The 14,786-nt window shown below is 62.9% G+C and carries 10 protein-coding genes; 1 reads left to right on the forward strand and 9 read right to left on the reverse strand.

Annotated features, from left to right (window positions below; translation table 11 throughout):
• Nucleotides 1–166: 166 nt before the first annotated feature.
• The 5 genes from AC3WJP_RS06785 to AC3WJP_RS06805 all read right to left on the reverse strand — a co-directional run bounded on the left by AC3WJP_RS06785 (nt 167) and on the right by AC3WJP_RS06805 (nt 5,267).
• Entirely contained in the window at nt 167–883 is a 717-nt protein-coding gene (locus tag AC3WJP_RS06785) for an ABC transporter ATP-binding protein (RefSeq protein WP_493720530.1), read from the reverse strand.
• A complete protein-coding gene (locus AC3WJP_RS06790; protein WP_493720529.1) occupies nt 880–1,755 on the reverse strand; it encodes an ABC transporter ATP-binding protein in 876 nt (291 codons plus the stop codon). The genes AC3WJP_RS06785 and AC3WJP_RS06790 overlap by 4 nt, the downstream gene beginning before the upstream one ends.
• Entirely contained in the window at nt 1,752–3,053 is a 1,302-nt protein-coding gene (livM, locus tag AC3WJP_RS06795; protein WP_493720528.1) for a high-affinity branched-chain amino acid ABC transporter permease LivM, read from the reverse strand. Before livM ends, AC3WJP_RS06790 begins: the two co-directional genes overlap by 4 nt.
• Before the next feature lie 2 nt (nt 3,054–3,055).
• A complete protein-coding gene (locus AC3WJP_RS06800; RefSeq protein WP_226505661.1) occupies nt 3,056–3,970 on the reverse strand; it encodes an ABC transporter permease subunit in 915 nt (304 codons plus the stop codon).
• A 160-nt stretch (nt 3,971–4,130) separates the two neighbouring features.
• Nucleotides 4,131–5,267: a branched-chain amino acid ABC transporter substrate-binding protein gene (locus tag AC3WJP_RS06805; RefSeq protein WP_493720527.1), complete on the reverse strand. Its 1,137-nt coding sequence runs from the start codon at nt 5,265–5,267 to the stop codon at nt 4,131–4,133.
• 491 nt (nt 5,268–5,758) lie between these two features.
• Between AC3WJP_RS06805 and pncB the strand changes: the two genes are divergently transcribed.
• Nucleotides 5,759–6,955, forward strand: a complete 1,197-nt coding sequence (gene pncB, locus AC3WJP_RS06810) for a nicotinate phosphoribosyltransferase (protein ID WP_493720526.1) — start codon at nt 5,759–5,761, stop codon at nt 6,953–6,955.
• Between the two features lie 95 nt (nt 6,956–7,050).
• Here the strand turns inward: pncB and azu are convergent, their stop codons facing one another.
• The 4 genes from azu to AC3WJP_RS06830 all read right to left on the reverse strand — a co-directional run bounded on the left by azu (nt 7,051) and on the right by AC3WJP_RS06830 (nt 14,579).
• The gene (gene azu / locus AC3WJP_RS06815) at nt 7,051–7,500 is read right to left on the reverse strand and encodes an azurin (RefSeq protein WP_493720525.1); all 450 of its coding nucleotides are present in this window, start codon (nt 7,498–7,500) and stop codon (nt 7,051–7,053) included.
• Between the two features lie 294 nt (nt 7,501–7,794).
• A complete protein-coding gene (locus AC3WJP_RS06820) occupies nt 7,795–8,706 on the reverse strand; it encodes a transglutaminase family protein (protein ID WP_493720524.1) in 912 nt (303 codons plus the stop codon).
• The gene (locus AC3WJP_RS06825; protein ID WP_493720523.1) at nt 8,706–11,192 is read right to left on the reverse strand and encodes a circularly permuted type 2 ATP-grasp protein; all 2,487 of its coding nucleotides are present in this window, start codon (nt 11,190–11,192) and stop codon (nt 8,706–8,708) included. The genes AC3WJP_RS06820 and AC3WJP_RS06825 overlap by 1 nt, the downstream gene beginning before the upstream one ends.
• 102 nt (nt 11,193–11,294) lie before the next feature.
• Entirely contained in the window at nt 11,295–14,579 is a 3,285-nt protein-coding gene (locus tag AC3WJP_RS06830; protein WP_493720522.1) for a transglutaminase family protein, read from the reverse strand.
• Between the last annotated feature and the right edge of the window lie 207 nt (nt 14,580–14,786).

Genomic DNA, 14,786 nt, shown 5'->3' on the forward strand with positions numbered 1-14,786 from the left:
TGATTGACTCCATTACCCTCATCCAGCAACTAACATTTATTACAAAAACATTAGCACTTTCAGGAATATTTCTAAGCTTAGTTATCGGGCTGGCCTGTTTGCACCGCTGGACTTATAAAGTTCCCAAGTAGAAAAATGCCGCCCTGATTAAAGGCGGCATATAGAATCAGTGCCCGCCCAGATAGGCGTTGCGCACCTCATCGTTGCTCAGCAGCTCCTGCCCGGTGCCTGTCAGGCGAATCTCGCCGTTGACCATCACATAGGCGCGGTCCGACAGTTTCAGGGCGTGGTTGGCGTTCTGCTCGACCAGGAAGATGGTCATGCCCGTCTGCGCCAGCTCGCGCAGGGTCGAGAAGATCATCTTCACCACGATCGGTGCCAGCCCCAGCGATGGCTCATCCAGCAACAGCAGCTTAGGCCGGCTCATCAGCGCACGAGCGATGGCCAGCATCTGCTGCTCACCGCCCGACATGGTCATGGCGCGCTGGTTGCGGCGCTCCTTGAGCCGCGGGAACAGCTCGAACATGCGCTGCATGTCTTCGCTGGAGTGCTTGTCGCCGATCGGGATGGTGCCCATCATCAGGTTCTCTTCCACCGACATGTCCGGGAACACCCGGCGGCCTTCCGGCGACTGGGCGATGCCGTTGGAGGCGATGTAGTGCGACGACTTCTGAGTGATGTCGGTGCCCTGATAGAGGATCTGCCCGGCGCTGGCCCGCGGCTGACCGAAGATCGACATCAGCAGCGTGGATTTGCCCGCGCCGTTGGAGCCGATCAGGCTGACGGTTTCGCCGGCATTGATATGCAGCGAGACCTTCTTGAGCGCCTGGATCTGCCCGTAATGGACGTCGATATCTTTCATTTCGAGGATCGGCGTACTCATACCAGCTCCTCTTCGTCGGCGCCCAGGTAGGCCGCGATCACTTTCGGATCGTTGCGAATCTGCTCGGGGCCGCCGGCCGCGATCACGTTGCCGTGGTCCAGCACCACGATATCGTCGGAAATGCCCATGACCATGCCCATGTCGTGCTCAATCAATACCACTGTCATATCGTGTTCGTCGCGCAGCAGGCGGATCATGCCGCTGAGCGCTTCGGTTTCCTGCGGGTTGAGGCCGGCCGCCGGTTCGTCCAGGCAGATCACCTGCGGGCGGGTGCACATGGCGCGGGCGATTTCCAGGCGGCGTTGCTGGCCGTAGGACAATTCGCCAGCCAAGCGATTGGCGCAGTCCACCAGGTCGACCACTTCGAGCCAGTAGAAGGCGGTGTTCATCGCGTCTTCTTCAGCCTTGCGGTAGCCCTTGGTGTTGAGGATGCCAGCCAGCATGTTGCGGTTGACCCACATGTGCTGGGCCACCAGCAGGTTCTCGACCACGGACATTTCCTTGAACAGACGAATGTTCTGGAAGGTCCGCGCCAGCCCGGCGCGGTTGACCAAATGAGTACCGCCGAACATCTTGTAATACAGACGGCTGAGAAAGCTCTTGGGCGAGACGAAATCACCCAGCTGGAAAGGCTCGCCGAGCAGCTGGATAACGTTGGTATCGCGGCCGCGAGCATGCAGCTGAATACGCCCGCCGGTGGCCTTGTAGAAACCGGTCAGGCAGTTGAACACGGTGGTCTTGCCGGCGCCGTTGGGGCCGATCAGGGCGAAGATGGAGTTGCGCCGCACCTTGAGGCTGACATCGCTCAGGGCCTTGATGCCACCGAAGTGCATCTGCAGGTGATCGACGCTGAGCACTATTTCGTTGTTCATTGCGCGGCCCCCTCGGTTTTCAGCACGCCTTTGCGCGGCACCACACCCGTACGGCTGATGCGGATCAACCCACGCGGCCGCCAGATCATCATCAGCACCATCAGCACGCCGAACAGCAGCACGCGGTATTCGGCGAAGCTGCGCAGCAGCTCCGGCGCCACGGTGAGGACGAACGCGGCGATCACCACACCCACGGTGGAACCCATGCCGCCCAGCACGACGATGGCGAGGATCAGCGCCGACTCGAAGAAGGTGAACGAAGTCGGATTGACAAAGCCCTGATAGCTGGCGAAGAACACCCCGGCCAGGCCGGCGGTCGAAGCGCCCAAGGTAAAGGCCGAGAGCTTCACCAGTACGTGGTTCAAGCCCATGGAGCGGCACGCGATCTCGTCTTCTCGCAGCGCCTCCCAGGCGCGACCGACCGGCATGCGCGTCAGGCGGTGCTTGATGTACAGCACGGCCAGCACCACCAGGAACAGCACGGCGTAGATGAAGATGAACTTGAGGTCCGGGTTGTATTCGAAGCCGAAATACTCGTGGATGGGTATGCCGCCGTCTTTGGCGCGACGGCCGAACTCGAGGCCGAAGAAGGTCGGCGACGGCACCGGCACACCGTTCGGCCCGCCGGTGAACGACAGCCAGTTGTTGAGCACCAGGCGGATGATTTCGCCGAAGCCCAGGGTCACGATCGCCAGATAGTCACCGTGCATGCGCAACACCGGGAAACCCAGAATGCACCCCGCCAGCGCCGCGGCAATCGCCGCCAGCGGCAGCGCAGACCAGAAACCCAGCCCCAGATACTGATAGCCCAACGCCAGACCGTAGGCACCGATGGCGTAGAAAGCCACGTAGCCAAGGTCGAGCAGGCCAGCCAGGCCGACCACTATATTCAGGCCCAGCCCCAGCAACACGTAGATCAGCCCGAGGATGACCACGGTGAGGATGTACTTGTTGGCCATGAACGGAAACAGCACCGCCAGCAGTACGATCGCCGGCAGCACGAAGCGCAGGATCGATTTGTGATTGGGCGGCAACACGTGCACCCCCGACCCCGAGCCCTCGAAACGCTGGGACAGGCGCACGCCACTGGGCGTCTGCAGAAACAGGCTCATCAGCAAGCGCCCGACCATGACCGCCGCCACCAGCCAGGCCACGCGGGTCGGCTGCAGGTTGAAGCTGTAACCGTCGAGCACGATGCCGACGATGGGCCCGAACACGATCAGCGCCAGCAGGCCGGCGATGACCATGTCGATCAGGCTTTTCTTGATCTCGATAGGTTTTGCGATAGGAGCGGACATACTTATACCTTCGCCACGAGTGGGCGACCCAGCAGGCCTTGGGGACGGAAAATCAGGATGACGACCAGCAAGCCGAAACTGAACACGTCTTTATAGTCGGCGTTGACCAATCCGGAGAACTGCGACTCCGCGACGCCGAGGATCAGGCCGCCGAGCATGGCGCCCGGCAGCGAACCGATACCGCCCAGCACCGCGGCGGTGAAGGCCTTGATGCCGATGATGAAGCCGGCGTAGAAATCGAACGTGCCGTAGTTCAGGGTGATCAGCACACCGGCCAGCGCAGCCATGGCGGCGCCGATGATGAACACGTAGGAGATCACGCGATCGGTATTGATACCCAGGATCGACGCCATCTTGCGGTCTTGCTGGGTGGCGCGGCACATGCGCCCCAGCTTGGTGTACTTGATGATGTAGGTCAGCACGCCCATGCCGATGAAGGCCGCTACCAGAATGAAGATCTTGGTGTAGGTGATCTGCACGAAACCGCTGCCGATATCGAAGCGCCAGGCGCCTTCGAGCAGGGTCGGTACGCCTTGCTGGCGCGAGCCCTGGGCAATCTGTGCGTAGTTCTGCAGGATCAGCGAAATGCCGATGGCACTGATCAACGGTGCCAGGCGGGTCGAGTTACGCAGTGGCTTGTAGGCCACTCGCTCGATGACGAAACCGTACACACCGGTCACCACGATGGTGAAGATCAGCGTGCCCAGAATCAGGAAAGGGAATGACTCGATACCGAAGAACGACAACACCGCCAGGCCGATAGCGGCCAGGTAGGCAGAGATCATGTACACGTCGCCATGGGCGAAGTTGATCATGCCGATGATGCCGTAAACCATGGTGTAGCCGATGGCGATCAGTCCGTAGACCGAGCCTAGCGTCAGGCCATTGACCATTTGTTGCAGAAAAATCCCGTCCATCATGCACTCTCGTGAACGTCTGAAACCGCCCACCCGTCATGCTCCGGGTTGTCCGGCACGACAGGAGGGTTCGGTATTAAGAGAAACGACTGGCCTTTGATTGCAGCATCGTCAGCCGGCGGACCGCTGCAGAACGCAACGGCAGCCGCCCGGCCTTATCTCACTTTTGCTTTTCGAGCTGCTCGTACTTGCCCTGAGCGTTCCACTGGTAGACCACGTAGTCGGAGGTCTTCAGGTCGCCTTTGGCATCCCAGGATTTTTCACCCATGACGGTCTTCACTGGGTGCGCCTTGAGCCACTTGGAGGCGTCATCGCCCTTGTTGGACTTGGCACCGTTGAAGCCGGCAGCCAGGGCCTGGATCGAAGCATAGGCGTACAGGGTGTAGCCTTCAGGCTCGTAACCGGACTTGCGGAACTGATCGACCACTGCCTTGCTGTCCGGCAGTTTGCGTGGGTCGGCGCCGAAGGTCATGTACACGCCATCGACGTATTGCGCGCCGCCAGCGGTGGTGACCAGTTCGTCGGTGACCACACCGTCGTCGGACATGAACTTGACGTCTTTCAGACCCTGCTCGCGCAATTGGCGGACCAGGGGACCGGCTTCCGGGTGCAGGCCGCCGAAGTAGACGACGTCGGCGCCGACGCTGCGGATCTTGGTGACCAGGGCGCTGAAGTCTTTCTCGCCACGGGTCAGGCCTTCTTCCAGGACCGGCGTCACGCCGCGTTTTTTCAGCTGGGCCGAGGTGGCATCCGCCAGGCCTTTACCGTAGGTGTCCTTGTCGTTGATGACCGCGACCTTCTTGCCCTTGAGCACGTCGACGATGTAATCGCCGGCGACGACGCCTTGCTGGTCGTCACGACCGCACATACGGAACATGTCACCCAGGCCGCGCTCGGTGACGGTCGGGTTGGTGGAGCCAGGGGTGATGGCGATCACACCAGCGTCGGCGTAGACCTCGGAAGCCGGAATGGTCGACGACGAACAGAAGTGCCCTACCACGCCGATGACCTTGTCCTGATCGACCAGGCGGTTGGCCACGGCCACGGCCTGCTTGGGCTCACAGGCGTCGTCGCCCGCGACCAGGACGATCTTCTCGCCGTTGATGCCGCCGGCGGCGTTGACCGCGTCGGCTGCAGCCTGTGCGCCTTTCATGTACTGCTCACCAAACGAAGCGTTGGCACCGGTCATCGGGCCCGCCACGCCGATCTTCACGTCGGCTTGCACAAAAGAAGAAACGCCCAGAGCCGAAGCAACGGCCAGCGCCAGAAAACCCTTTCTGTAAAACGTTTGCGACATGAGGTGGTGCTCCTGAGATTTTTTTGGTTGGCACTACAGCTTCTGCCCTTGGTCCTGAGCAAGGCCCGTGCCATCACTTTTCAAAATGCACGAATGAGCAGCCTGGCAAGGGGCACAGAGGACTTTTGCCCTTCGAATATGGGTCGTGCAACTGCATGAAACCCGCAAGGTAGAACCCCTCTCTAAAATAGGTGCAACCAAACCCTGAATCGATTGCAACTTGCGGCTCATTGGTTGTGCAACCAACACGTAACAAGCTGCGTAACCGAAGTGCACATTTGCGGTGCGCAACTGCTACGCGCCGCACCAATTCAGCCTAGCTGTTACCGGGGTATTCGTCCCTGAGAATGGGCGAGAAGGGGCGTTTGCGGCACTTTGCGCCGGGAGCGAAGGCGCATTGCTGCTCGCGCCGAGGCCAACAAGGCTGTCAGAATGTGCCGCAACTGTGCGCCACTGCCATTTTCAGGTGCCTTGGCCCGTAAGGAGCCCCCATGAGTGAATCCGTTTTCGCCGAGCGCATCGTGCAGAATCTGCTCGATACCGACCTCTACAAACTGTCGATGATGCAGGCGGTGCTGCACAACTACCCGAACGTCGACGTCGAATGGGAGTTTCGCTGCCGCAACGGCGAGGACCTGCGCCCTTATCTGCCCGAGATCCGCCGCCATATAGAAAGCATGTGCGATCTCAGTCTGGGTGATGAGGAGCTGGCCTTTCTGGAGAGCATCAATTTCATGAAGCCGGATTTTCTGCGCTTTCTGGGATTGTTCCGCTTCAATCTGCGCTACCTGCACACCAGCATCGAAAACGACCAGCTGTGCATCCGCCTGCGCGGCCCGTGGCTGCATGTGATCCTGTTCGAGGTGCCGCTGCTGGCGACCGTGAGCGAAGTGCGCAACCGCGCGCGTTTCCCGCAAATGGCCATGAGTGCGGCGCGGGATCAGCTCTACCGCAAGTTCGACTGGTTGCGCGCCAACGCCAGCGCCGATGAACTGGCCGAGTTGCAGGTGGCGGATTTCGGTACGCGGCGGCGGTTTTCGTACAGCGTCCAGGAAGAAATCGTCACCTGCCTGCACAAGGACTTCCCCGCGCGCTTCGTCGGCACCAGCAACATGCATCTGGCGCGCAAGCTCGACATCAAACCGCTGGGCACCATGGCCCATGAGTGGATCATGGCCCACCAGCAACTCGGGCCGCGGCTGATCGACAGCCAGATCGCCGCGCTGGATTGTTGGGTACGGGAGTATCGTGGCCTGCTGGGCATCGCCCTGACCGATACCATCACCATGGATGCCTTTCTCAACGACTTCGATCTGTACTTCGCCAAGCTGTTCGACGGCCTGCGCCACGATTCCGGGGATCCGATCGTCTGGGCTGAAAAAGCCATCGCCCACTACCGCCGCCTGGGCATCGATCCGAAGACCAAGACGCTGGTGTTCTCCGACGGCTTGAATCTGCCGACGTCGCTGTCGATCTTCCGGGCGCTGCGCGGGCGCATCAACGTCAGCTTCGGCATCGGCACCAACCTGACCTGCGACATCCCGGGCGTAGAGCCCATGAGCATCGTGCTGAAGATGACCGACTGCAACGGCCAGCCGGTGGCGAAGATCTCCGACGAAGCGGCGAAGACGCAATGCCGGGACGAGAATTTCGTGGCGTACATGCGCCATGTGTTCAAGGTGAATTGAACCTCTAGCGAGGGGGGTTGCCTGCGACTGTTGCGTATCTGCCACATTGAGGTCGCTGATACGCTCTTTCGGGGGCAAGCCCCCTCGCTACAGGGTCAATCCACCAGTTTGAGGCTGCCTTTCATCATCGCGATATGGCCGGGGAAGGTGCAGAGAAATTCGTACGCCTCCCCGGCGCTCAGCTTGGCCACATCGAAGGTCACGCTGTCGCTCTCGCCCGCGCCGATCAGCTTGGTGTGGGCAATCACGCGCTCATCGCCCGCCTTCACGTAATCGCTGTCGGCCCCGGCGCTCATGCCGTCACTGGCGACGCCCTTGGCATCGGCTTCCTTTGCCAGCACCCAGTTGTGGCCCATCACCGCCTTGGGCAGGGAGCCGGAGTGGGTCAGCTTGACGGTGAAGGTCTTGCAGCTCTTGCTGACCTCGATGGCCTTGGTGTCGAACATCATGGTGTCGGTCGAGTCGACGGTCACCGCGCACTCGGCGGCCAGCAGATGGGCGCTGAACAGGCTCAGGGCAGAAAGGGCAAGGGCTTTTCCCAGCATGGGGGCGGATCTCCGGCAGGTGGCTTGCGAGGACCCGACGGGGGATTGCAGGTCTCTCTATCAGGCTGATCAAGACAATCAACGGGTCAAACATAGCGGCCGCGGTCAGGATGCACAACACGACCTACGGAGAAACCTCATGACTATCAACGCCCTGCTTCGCCAAGTGTTGGCTGCGTATGCCTGTGGTGTCAGTGGTAGCAGCCCACATGAGCGCGTCGCCTGACTGATTGTTCGGGGGCGAGCCCCCTCGCTGCAGGTGATGTAGCGAGGGGGCTTGCCCCCGAAACAGCCTCAAGGCAACAGTTTCTTCGCCTCCTCGGCCGGCATCACCGTTACCTGCACTTCCGGGTCATGGTTGCCACCGCCCAGAATCACCCCGCGCAGCGGTGACACGTCGGAAAAATCCCGCCCCCAGGCCAGGGTGATGTGCTCCAGCGCCGGCTGCACGTTGTTGGTGGGGTCGAAATCCACCCAGCCAAGCGTCGGGCAGAACACCGAGACCCAGGCGTGGGAGGCATCGGCGCCGATCAGCCGCGGCTGGCCGGGTGGCGGCTGGGTCAGCAGGTAACCGCTGACGTAGCGCGCTGCCAGGCCGCGGGAACGCAGGCACGCCAGCATCAAGTGGGCGAAATCCTGACAAACGCCGCGGCGGGTCTCCAGCACTTCCAGCAACGGCGTCGCCACCTGGGTGGCCTCGGCGTCGAAGGTGAATTCCTTGAAGATCTTCTCCATCAGCGCCTGCACGCCCAGCATCAGCGGCCGGCCAGGCGGGAAGCAGCTTTGCGAGAACGCCACGAAATTCTTTTTCAGGCGCACATAGGGCGATTCGAACCGATAGCGGCACGCTTCCAGCACCTGCCTGGCCACCGGTTTGCTGCTGTAGCACAGCGCATCGCGGGTCGCCTCCCAGGCCGGCGAGGCCTTGAAGTCCAGCGCCGGCCGGGGCAGCACCTCGACCTGCAAGCGCGCGCACACCCGCAGATCGTCATGGGGGCGCTCGAAACCCAGGCGGGTCAGCGGATTGCCGAACACGTCGAGCTCGTCCAGGCGCTGCGTCGGCTCGGGGGTGATCTCCAGCGCCTGCTCGTGGCAGACCTGCCAGTCGCACTCGCGCGGCCACAGGTGCGCCAGCTGCTGAGCCAGGGACACCGGGCTGTCGTATTGATAGTGGGTGTCGTGAATGATGGTGTAGTGGGCGCTCATTAAACGGACACCGTCTGCTGGCTGATATCGTCGACATGGGCAAAATGGCGCATCGCCAGGCGATCGGAGACCTGACTGCTGGCCTCGGTGATCTGGCGCAATAGCCCGCTCAGCCCTTCCAGGACTGCGCGCACACTGGCGACGCCGAACAGCGAATACTCCAACGTGCCCAGATCGAAGCGCGACAGGCGCTCGATCAGCGGCGCCAGCAGTTTGTCCCGGGGCGCCGCGAATTCATCGTTGAGGCGCCGCAGCGAACGCGCTACCAGCTTGAGCTGGAAGAACACCGCGTGGGGGTTCTGGGCGTCGAGCAGCAGCAGGTCGAGCACCGGAATCAACTGTGGCTCGGCCAGGTAGCGCGAGCGATAGGTGATGCTCGAGTTGCCCAGCTCCAGCAGCCACTCCAGTCCGGCCTGATCGAACACCGCCTCGCTGTCCATGAACGCCGAGAGGCTGGTGCTGAGGAACTGCAAACGCTCGATGCGCCGACCGATCATCAGGAAGCGCCAGCCTTCATCGCGGGTCATGTCGTCGAGAGCGAAACCGGACAAGGCCGCCAGCGACATCACCAGGCGGTTGAGGAAATCCAGCAGCTCGCCGAAATCGGCATCCTCGACATCCAGGGTGACCGCCTCACGCTGCAATTCCACCAGCGCCTGCCAGTTCTCCCGCGAGAGCTTGCCACGCACCTGCGACGCCGCCCACTGCAAGCGTTGCAGGTTGGAGCGCAGGCTGAAGGGCCAGTCTTCGCCCATCAACGCCGCGCGGATGCGCTCCTGCATGTCGCCCTCGTCGGGCAGCAGGTTGATGCTCACTGCCAGGTCGACCGCCGCTTGCAGGGCCTTCGGATCGTCACCGTCGATGTAGCGACCAAGAATGATGCGCAGCAGCCGTGCGCTGTCGTCGCAGCGCTCGCAGTAGCGGCCGAACCAGAACAGATTCTCGACCACCCGCGACGGCAGGTACGGGTCGCGACGTACCAGCTCCGGCACGCCGATCGGGCGCTGAGCGCGCCATTGTTCGCCCGTAGGCGCCTGATTGCCCAGCACCCAGGTGTCCTTGCTGGCGCCGCCGCGCTGCATCGACACCACCTCGGCATCGGCTTGAGCGGCTACCCGCGTAAGGCCGCCGGGCAGCACCCGATAGCCGATTTCGTCGGCCACGGCATACACCCGCATGCCGATGGCCCGCGGTTGCAGCGAACCACCCTCGGGCTGCCAGACCGGCGCCTGGGACAGCTGGGCCATTTCCTGCGCCACATAGGCATAGGGCCGCGCCCGCAGGCGGGCGGCAAGCTCCTCGCGCTGCTTGGTGTCGAGGTCGCGGCCGAACACCGGGGCGAAACTCTGGGACGGAAACGCCGGCTTGATCAGCAAGGTATCGAGCTTCTCCAGCGCTTGCGCCAGCACCGGCGGCTCGCCGCACCACCAGGTGGCGATGGACGGCAGAATCAGCTCCTCGCCGAACAGGTGCTCGTTGATCTTCGGCAAGAAGCCCAGCAAGCCGGGCGACTCCAGCACACCGCTGCCCAGGGCATTGGTGACCAGCACCCGACCCTGGCGCACCGCCTGCAACAGGCCGGGCACGCCCAGCGCCGAATCGGTGCGCAGCTCCAGCGGATCGCAGAAGTCGTCGTCGAGGCGGCGCATGATCGCGTGCACCCGGCGCAGGCCGCTGAGGGTCTTGAGGTAGACCGTGGCATCGCGCACCGTGAGGTCGCCGCCTTCGACCAGCGGATAGCCCAGCTGGCGGGCGAGATACAGGTGCTCGAAATAGCTCTCGTTGAAACGTCCGGGCGTCAGCAACACCACCAGCGGCGCTTCGTCGTCGGCGGGCGCCAGGCGCACCAAGGTGTCCTGCAGGGTGCGGAAGAACCCGGACATGTGGCGCACCTGCAGGTCGCGATACAGATCAGGGAACACCCGCGACACGCTCATGCGGTTTTCCAGGGCATAACCGGCACCCGATGGCGCCTGGGAGCGATCTGCCGTCACCCACCAGCGACCATCCGGCGCCCGCGCCAGGTCGACCGCATACAGGTGCAGAAAGATGTTCTGCGGTGGCACGATGCCCTGGCAGGGCCAGAGGAAATGGTTGTGGCCGTAGACCAGCTCGGCCGGCAGCAGGCCCTCCCGGATCAGGGTCTGCGGCCCGTAGATGTCCGCCAGCACGGCGTTGAGAAGGCGCGCGCGCTGGGCGATACCGGCCGACAGTTGCTGCCACTCCTCGGCGTCGATCAGGTGCGGCAGCAAGTCGAGCTCCCAGGGCCGGTCGGCACCCTTGGGGTCGGCATAGACGTTATAGGTGACGCCGTTTTCCTGGATCTGCCGCGTCAGCAACGCCTGGCGCTGGGCCAACTGCCCCGGGCTCAAGCGCTGCACCTGATCGAACAGGCGCTGCCAATGCGGGCGCACGGCCCCATCGGCCTCGAGCATCTCGTGGTAGGTACCCGGGGTCAGCGGGTATGGGTCAAGCAGGTCAGGCATGGAACGCTCGGCAGCAAACGGAATAAGGTCAGGTTAGCGCAGACACCCACACGCAAAGGCCCGCGCCATGCAGTCATGGCGCGGGGTCTTGTGGCGTGTGGATCAGCCGCGACGCATATCCAGTGTCATCGGCAGCTCATCGTTGATCTTCAGTGGCGCGGCGTCCATCCGACCCGGCGTGTGGCCGATGCGGAAGAAGCGCGACAGACGACGGCTCTCCGCCTCGTTCGCATTGATCGGCAGGGTTTCGTAACTGCGCCCGCCAGGATGGGTGACATGATACTGGCAACCACCCAACGAGCGCTGCATCCATGTGTCGAGCAGATCGAAAACCAGCGGCGCGTGCACCCCGATATTCGGCTGCAGGCAGTTCGGCGGCTGCCAGGCACGGAAACGCACCCCGGCCACGAACTCGCCCACCCGCCCGGTAGGATGCAGTGGCACGGCGCGGCCGTTGCAGGTCAGCACGTAGCGATCAGGCGGCAGGCCATTGAGCTTGACCTGCAAGCGCTCCAGCGATGAATCCACGTAGCGCACGGTGCCCCCCGCGGTGCCCTCTTCACCCAGTACATGCCAAGGCTCCAGAGCAGTGCGCAGCTCCAGCTTGATGCCGTTGACCTCGTAGTCGCCGACCTTGGGGAAACGGAATTCCCGGTGGGCGGCGAACCACTCGGTCTTGAAGCCATAGCCGGCGCTGTTGAGGTCGGCGATCACATCGGCGAAATCCTGCTCGATGAAGTGCGGCAGCAGGTAGCGATCATGCAACTCGGTCCCCCAGCGGGCCAGCTTGGCCGGCGCATACGGTTGCCGCCAGAACTTCGCGATCAGCGCCCGCAGCAGCAACTGCTGGACCAGGCTCATGCGCGCGTGCGGCGGCATCTCGAAAGCGCGCAACTCCAACAGGCCGAGGCGCCCGGTGGCACCGTCGGGCGAATAGAGCTTGTCGATGCAGAATTCGGCGCGGTGGGTGTTGCCGGTCACGTCGATCAGCAGGTTGCGCAGCAAGCGGTCCACCAGCCATGGCGCGCAGGCCTGGCCCGGTGGCGGCATCTGCGAGAAGGCGATTTCCAGCTCGTAGAGCGAGTCGTTGCGCGCTTCGTCGACCCGTGGCGCTTGGGAGGTCGGGCCAATGAACAGCCCGGAGAACAGATACGACAGCGACGGGTGGTTGTGCCAGTAGCTGATCAGGCTGCGCAGCAGGTCGGGCCGCCGCAGAAACGGCGAATCCCCCGGCGTGGCGCCGCCGAGCACGAAGTGGTTGCCGCCGCCGGTGCCGGTGTGGCGGCCGTCGATCATGAATTTCTCGGTGGTCAGGCGGTTGAGCCGTGCCTGCTCGTAGAGGAACTCGGTGCTCTGCACCAGTTGCGCCCAGCTTGCAGACGGCTGCACGTTGACCTCGATCACACCTGGGTCCGGGGTGATGCGGAAGTTGGACAGGCGTGGATCGGCTGGCGGCTCGTAGCCTTCGAGCAGCACCGGGCAGCGCAGCTCCTTGGCTGCCGACTCGATGACACTCACCAGTTGCAGGTAGTCTTCGAGCCGCTCCAGCGGTGGCATGAACAGATACAGTCGGCCTTCACGGGCCTCGGCGCAGAGCGCGGTGCGGGTCAGCCAACCAGCCGACTCGTCGATTTTCGGCTCGCGCTCTTCGGCCTGGGCGGTGCGCTGGTTGCCACTGGTGGCGTGCAGATGCTCCAGTGCTGGCAGCCCAGGCAGGTCCTGATTCTGATCGATAGGCAAGACGAACGGATATTCCGCCGCCGTGACCCACGGCTGCGAGGCCAGTGGCAGGCGATAGCCCAGCGGCGAGTCGCCCGGCACCAGGCGGCAATGATTGTCGCGCAGGTACCAGCGCCCGCTCTGCCATTGATCGCCGGCCGGCGTGCGCGCCAGCGGCAGCACCTGGCCGACGATCTTGTCCAGGCCCTGGTTGAACACGCTGCGCAGGCGCTTGCGCTCCATTTCATCCTTGAGACGGGGGTCTTCGGCCTTGACGTTGGAGGGCAGATTGCCTTCACGCCACAGGTAGTAGAAGTTGTCCTCGTAGGCCGGGAACACGTAGCGCGTCGGCAGCTTCAAGCGCTCGGCGACGCAGGCGAGGAAACGCCCGGCGGTCTCGCCCGTGGCGCCATAATCTTCGCTTTCGTCGGCGATCAGGCGCTCATCCTTCCAGATGCGCTCGCCGTCCTTGCGCCAGTAACAATTGAGCGACCAGCGCGGCAGTTGCTCGCCCGGGTACCATTTGCCCTGGCCGAAATGCACCAGTCCATCGGGGGCGTACCTGTCGCGCAGGCGTTTGTACAGTTCGGCCGACAGCTTGCGCTTGGTCGGGCCCAGGGCCGCGGTGTTCCATTCGGCGCCGTCGGGGTCGTCGACCGAAACGAAGGTCGGCTCGCCGCCCATGGTCAGGCGCACGTCGCCGGCTTGCAGGTCGCCGTCGATATGCTCGCCCAGGGCGAGGATGGTCTGCCACTCGCTGTCGCTGTAGGGCTTGGTGACCCGCGGGGCCTCCCAGACGCGCTCCACCGACATCTCATGGGAAAACTCCGCTTCGCACGGCTCGACCAGGCCGCTGATCGGCGCCGCCGAGGTCGGATCAGGGCTGCACGCCAGCGGGATGTGACCCTCGCCGGCGAACAGGCCGGATGTGGCATCCAGCCCGACCCAGCCAGCACCGGGCAGATAGACCTCGCACCAGGCGTGCAGGTCGGTGAAGTCGACGTCGGTGCCCGAGGGGCCATCGAGGGACTTCTGATCTGCGGTGAGCTGGATCAGGTACCCGGACACGAAGCGCGCGGCCATGCCCAGATGACGCAACAGTTGCACCAGCAGCCAGGCCGAGTCGCGGCACGAGCCGGAGGCATCGTTCAAGGTGTGCTCAGGGGTCTGTACACCCGGCTCCATGCGGATCAGATAGCGAATGTCTTCGCTGAGCTTCTGGTTGAGCCCCACGAGGAAATCGATGGTCGGGATCGGCACACGGCTGATGCCGTCCAGGTAAGCCTTGAACTTGGGCGTCAGCGGCAGTTTTTCGAGATAGGAGCCCAGCTCGTGCTGTTCATCCTTGCTGTATGTGAACGGCGCTTTTTCAGCGTAGGGCTCGAGGAAAAAGTCGAACGGGTTGAAGATCGCCATTTCGGCGACCAGGTCGACTTCGACACGGAATTCTTTGGTCTTTTCCGGAAATACCAGACGCGCCAGGTAGTTGCCCTGAGGGTCCTGCTGCCAGTTGGTGAAATGCTCTTCAGGCAGCACTTTCAGCGAATAGGAGAGGATGCGCGTGCGGCTGTGGGGCGCCGGACGCAGACGTACGATCTGCGGACCCAGCTCGATAGCCCGGTCGTAGCGGTAATGCGTGATGTGGTGCAATGCGACATGTATCGACACAGCGTGCCTCCTGCAGACCTGGACGTTGAACGTATCGCGCAAGACTTATGCCATATGACAAAGCGCCTTGCAGGCGGGGGGTGCTGTCAGCCACGGCACCAAGATTGCGCTACGCCTGATTTGGGGGCCCAGAGTTGCACAAAAAAAGGGCGAGCGCCTGAACCGATACATTTATGTAGCCCGGATACCTGAACGCGAGTTGCTGCA

It is taken from the genome of Pseudomonas sp. GW821-FHT01A09 (assembly GCF_058986725.1).

What these genes read in the sequence shown, in the direction of transcription:
- azu (WP_493720525.1), bottom strand. Translation starts at nt 7,500, where the DNA reads ATGCTGGGAAAAGCCCTTGCCCTTTCTGCCCTGAGCCTGTTCAGCGCC.
- AC3WJP_RS06825 (WP_493720523.1), bottom strand. Translation starts at nt 11,192, where the DNA reads ATGCCTGACCTGCTTGACCCATACCCGCTGACCCCGGGTACCTACCAC.
- livM (WP_493720528.1), bottom strand. Translation starts at nt 3,053, where the DNA reads ATGTCCGCTCCTATCGCAAAACCTATCGAGATCAAGAAAAGCCTGATC.
- AC3WJP_RS06820 (WP_493720524.1), bottom strand. Translation starts at nt 8,706, where the DNA reads ATGAGCGCCCACTACACCATCATTCACGACACCCACTATCAATACGAC.
- pncB (WP_493720526.1), top strand. Translation starts at nt 5,759, where the DNA reads ATGAGTGAATCCGTTTTCGCCGAGCGCATCGTGCAGAATCTGCTCGAT.
- AC3WJP_RS06790 (WP_493720529.1), bottom strand. Translation starts at nt 1,755, where the DNA reads ATGAACAACGAAATAGTGCTCAGCGTCGATCACCTGCAGATGCACTTC.
- AC3WJP_RS06805 (WP_493720527.1), bottom strand. Translation starts at nt 5,267, where the DNA reads ATGTCGCAAACGTTTTACAGAAAGGGTTTTCTGGCGCTGGCCGTTGCT.
- AC3WJP_RS06785 (WP_493720530.1), bottom strand. Translation starts at nt 883, where the DNA reads ATGAGTACGCCGATCCTCGAAATGAAAGATATCGACGTCCATTACGGG.
- AC3WJP_RS06800 (WP_226505661.1), bottom strand. Translation starts at nt 3,970, where the DNA reads ATGGACGGGATTTTTCTGCAACAAATGGTCAATGGCCTGACGCTAGGC.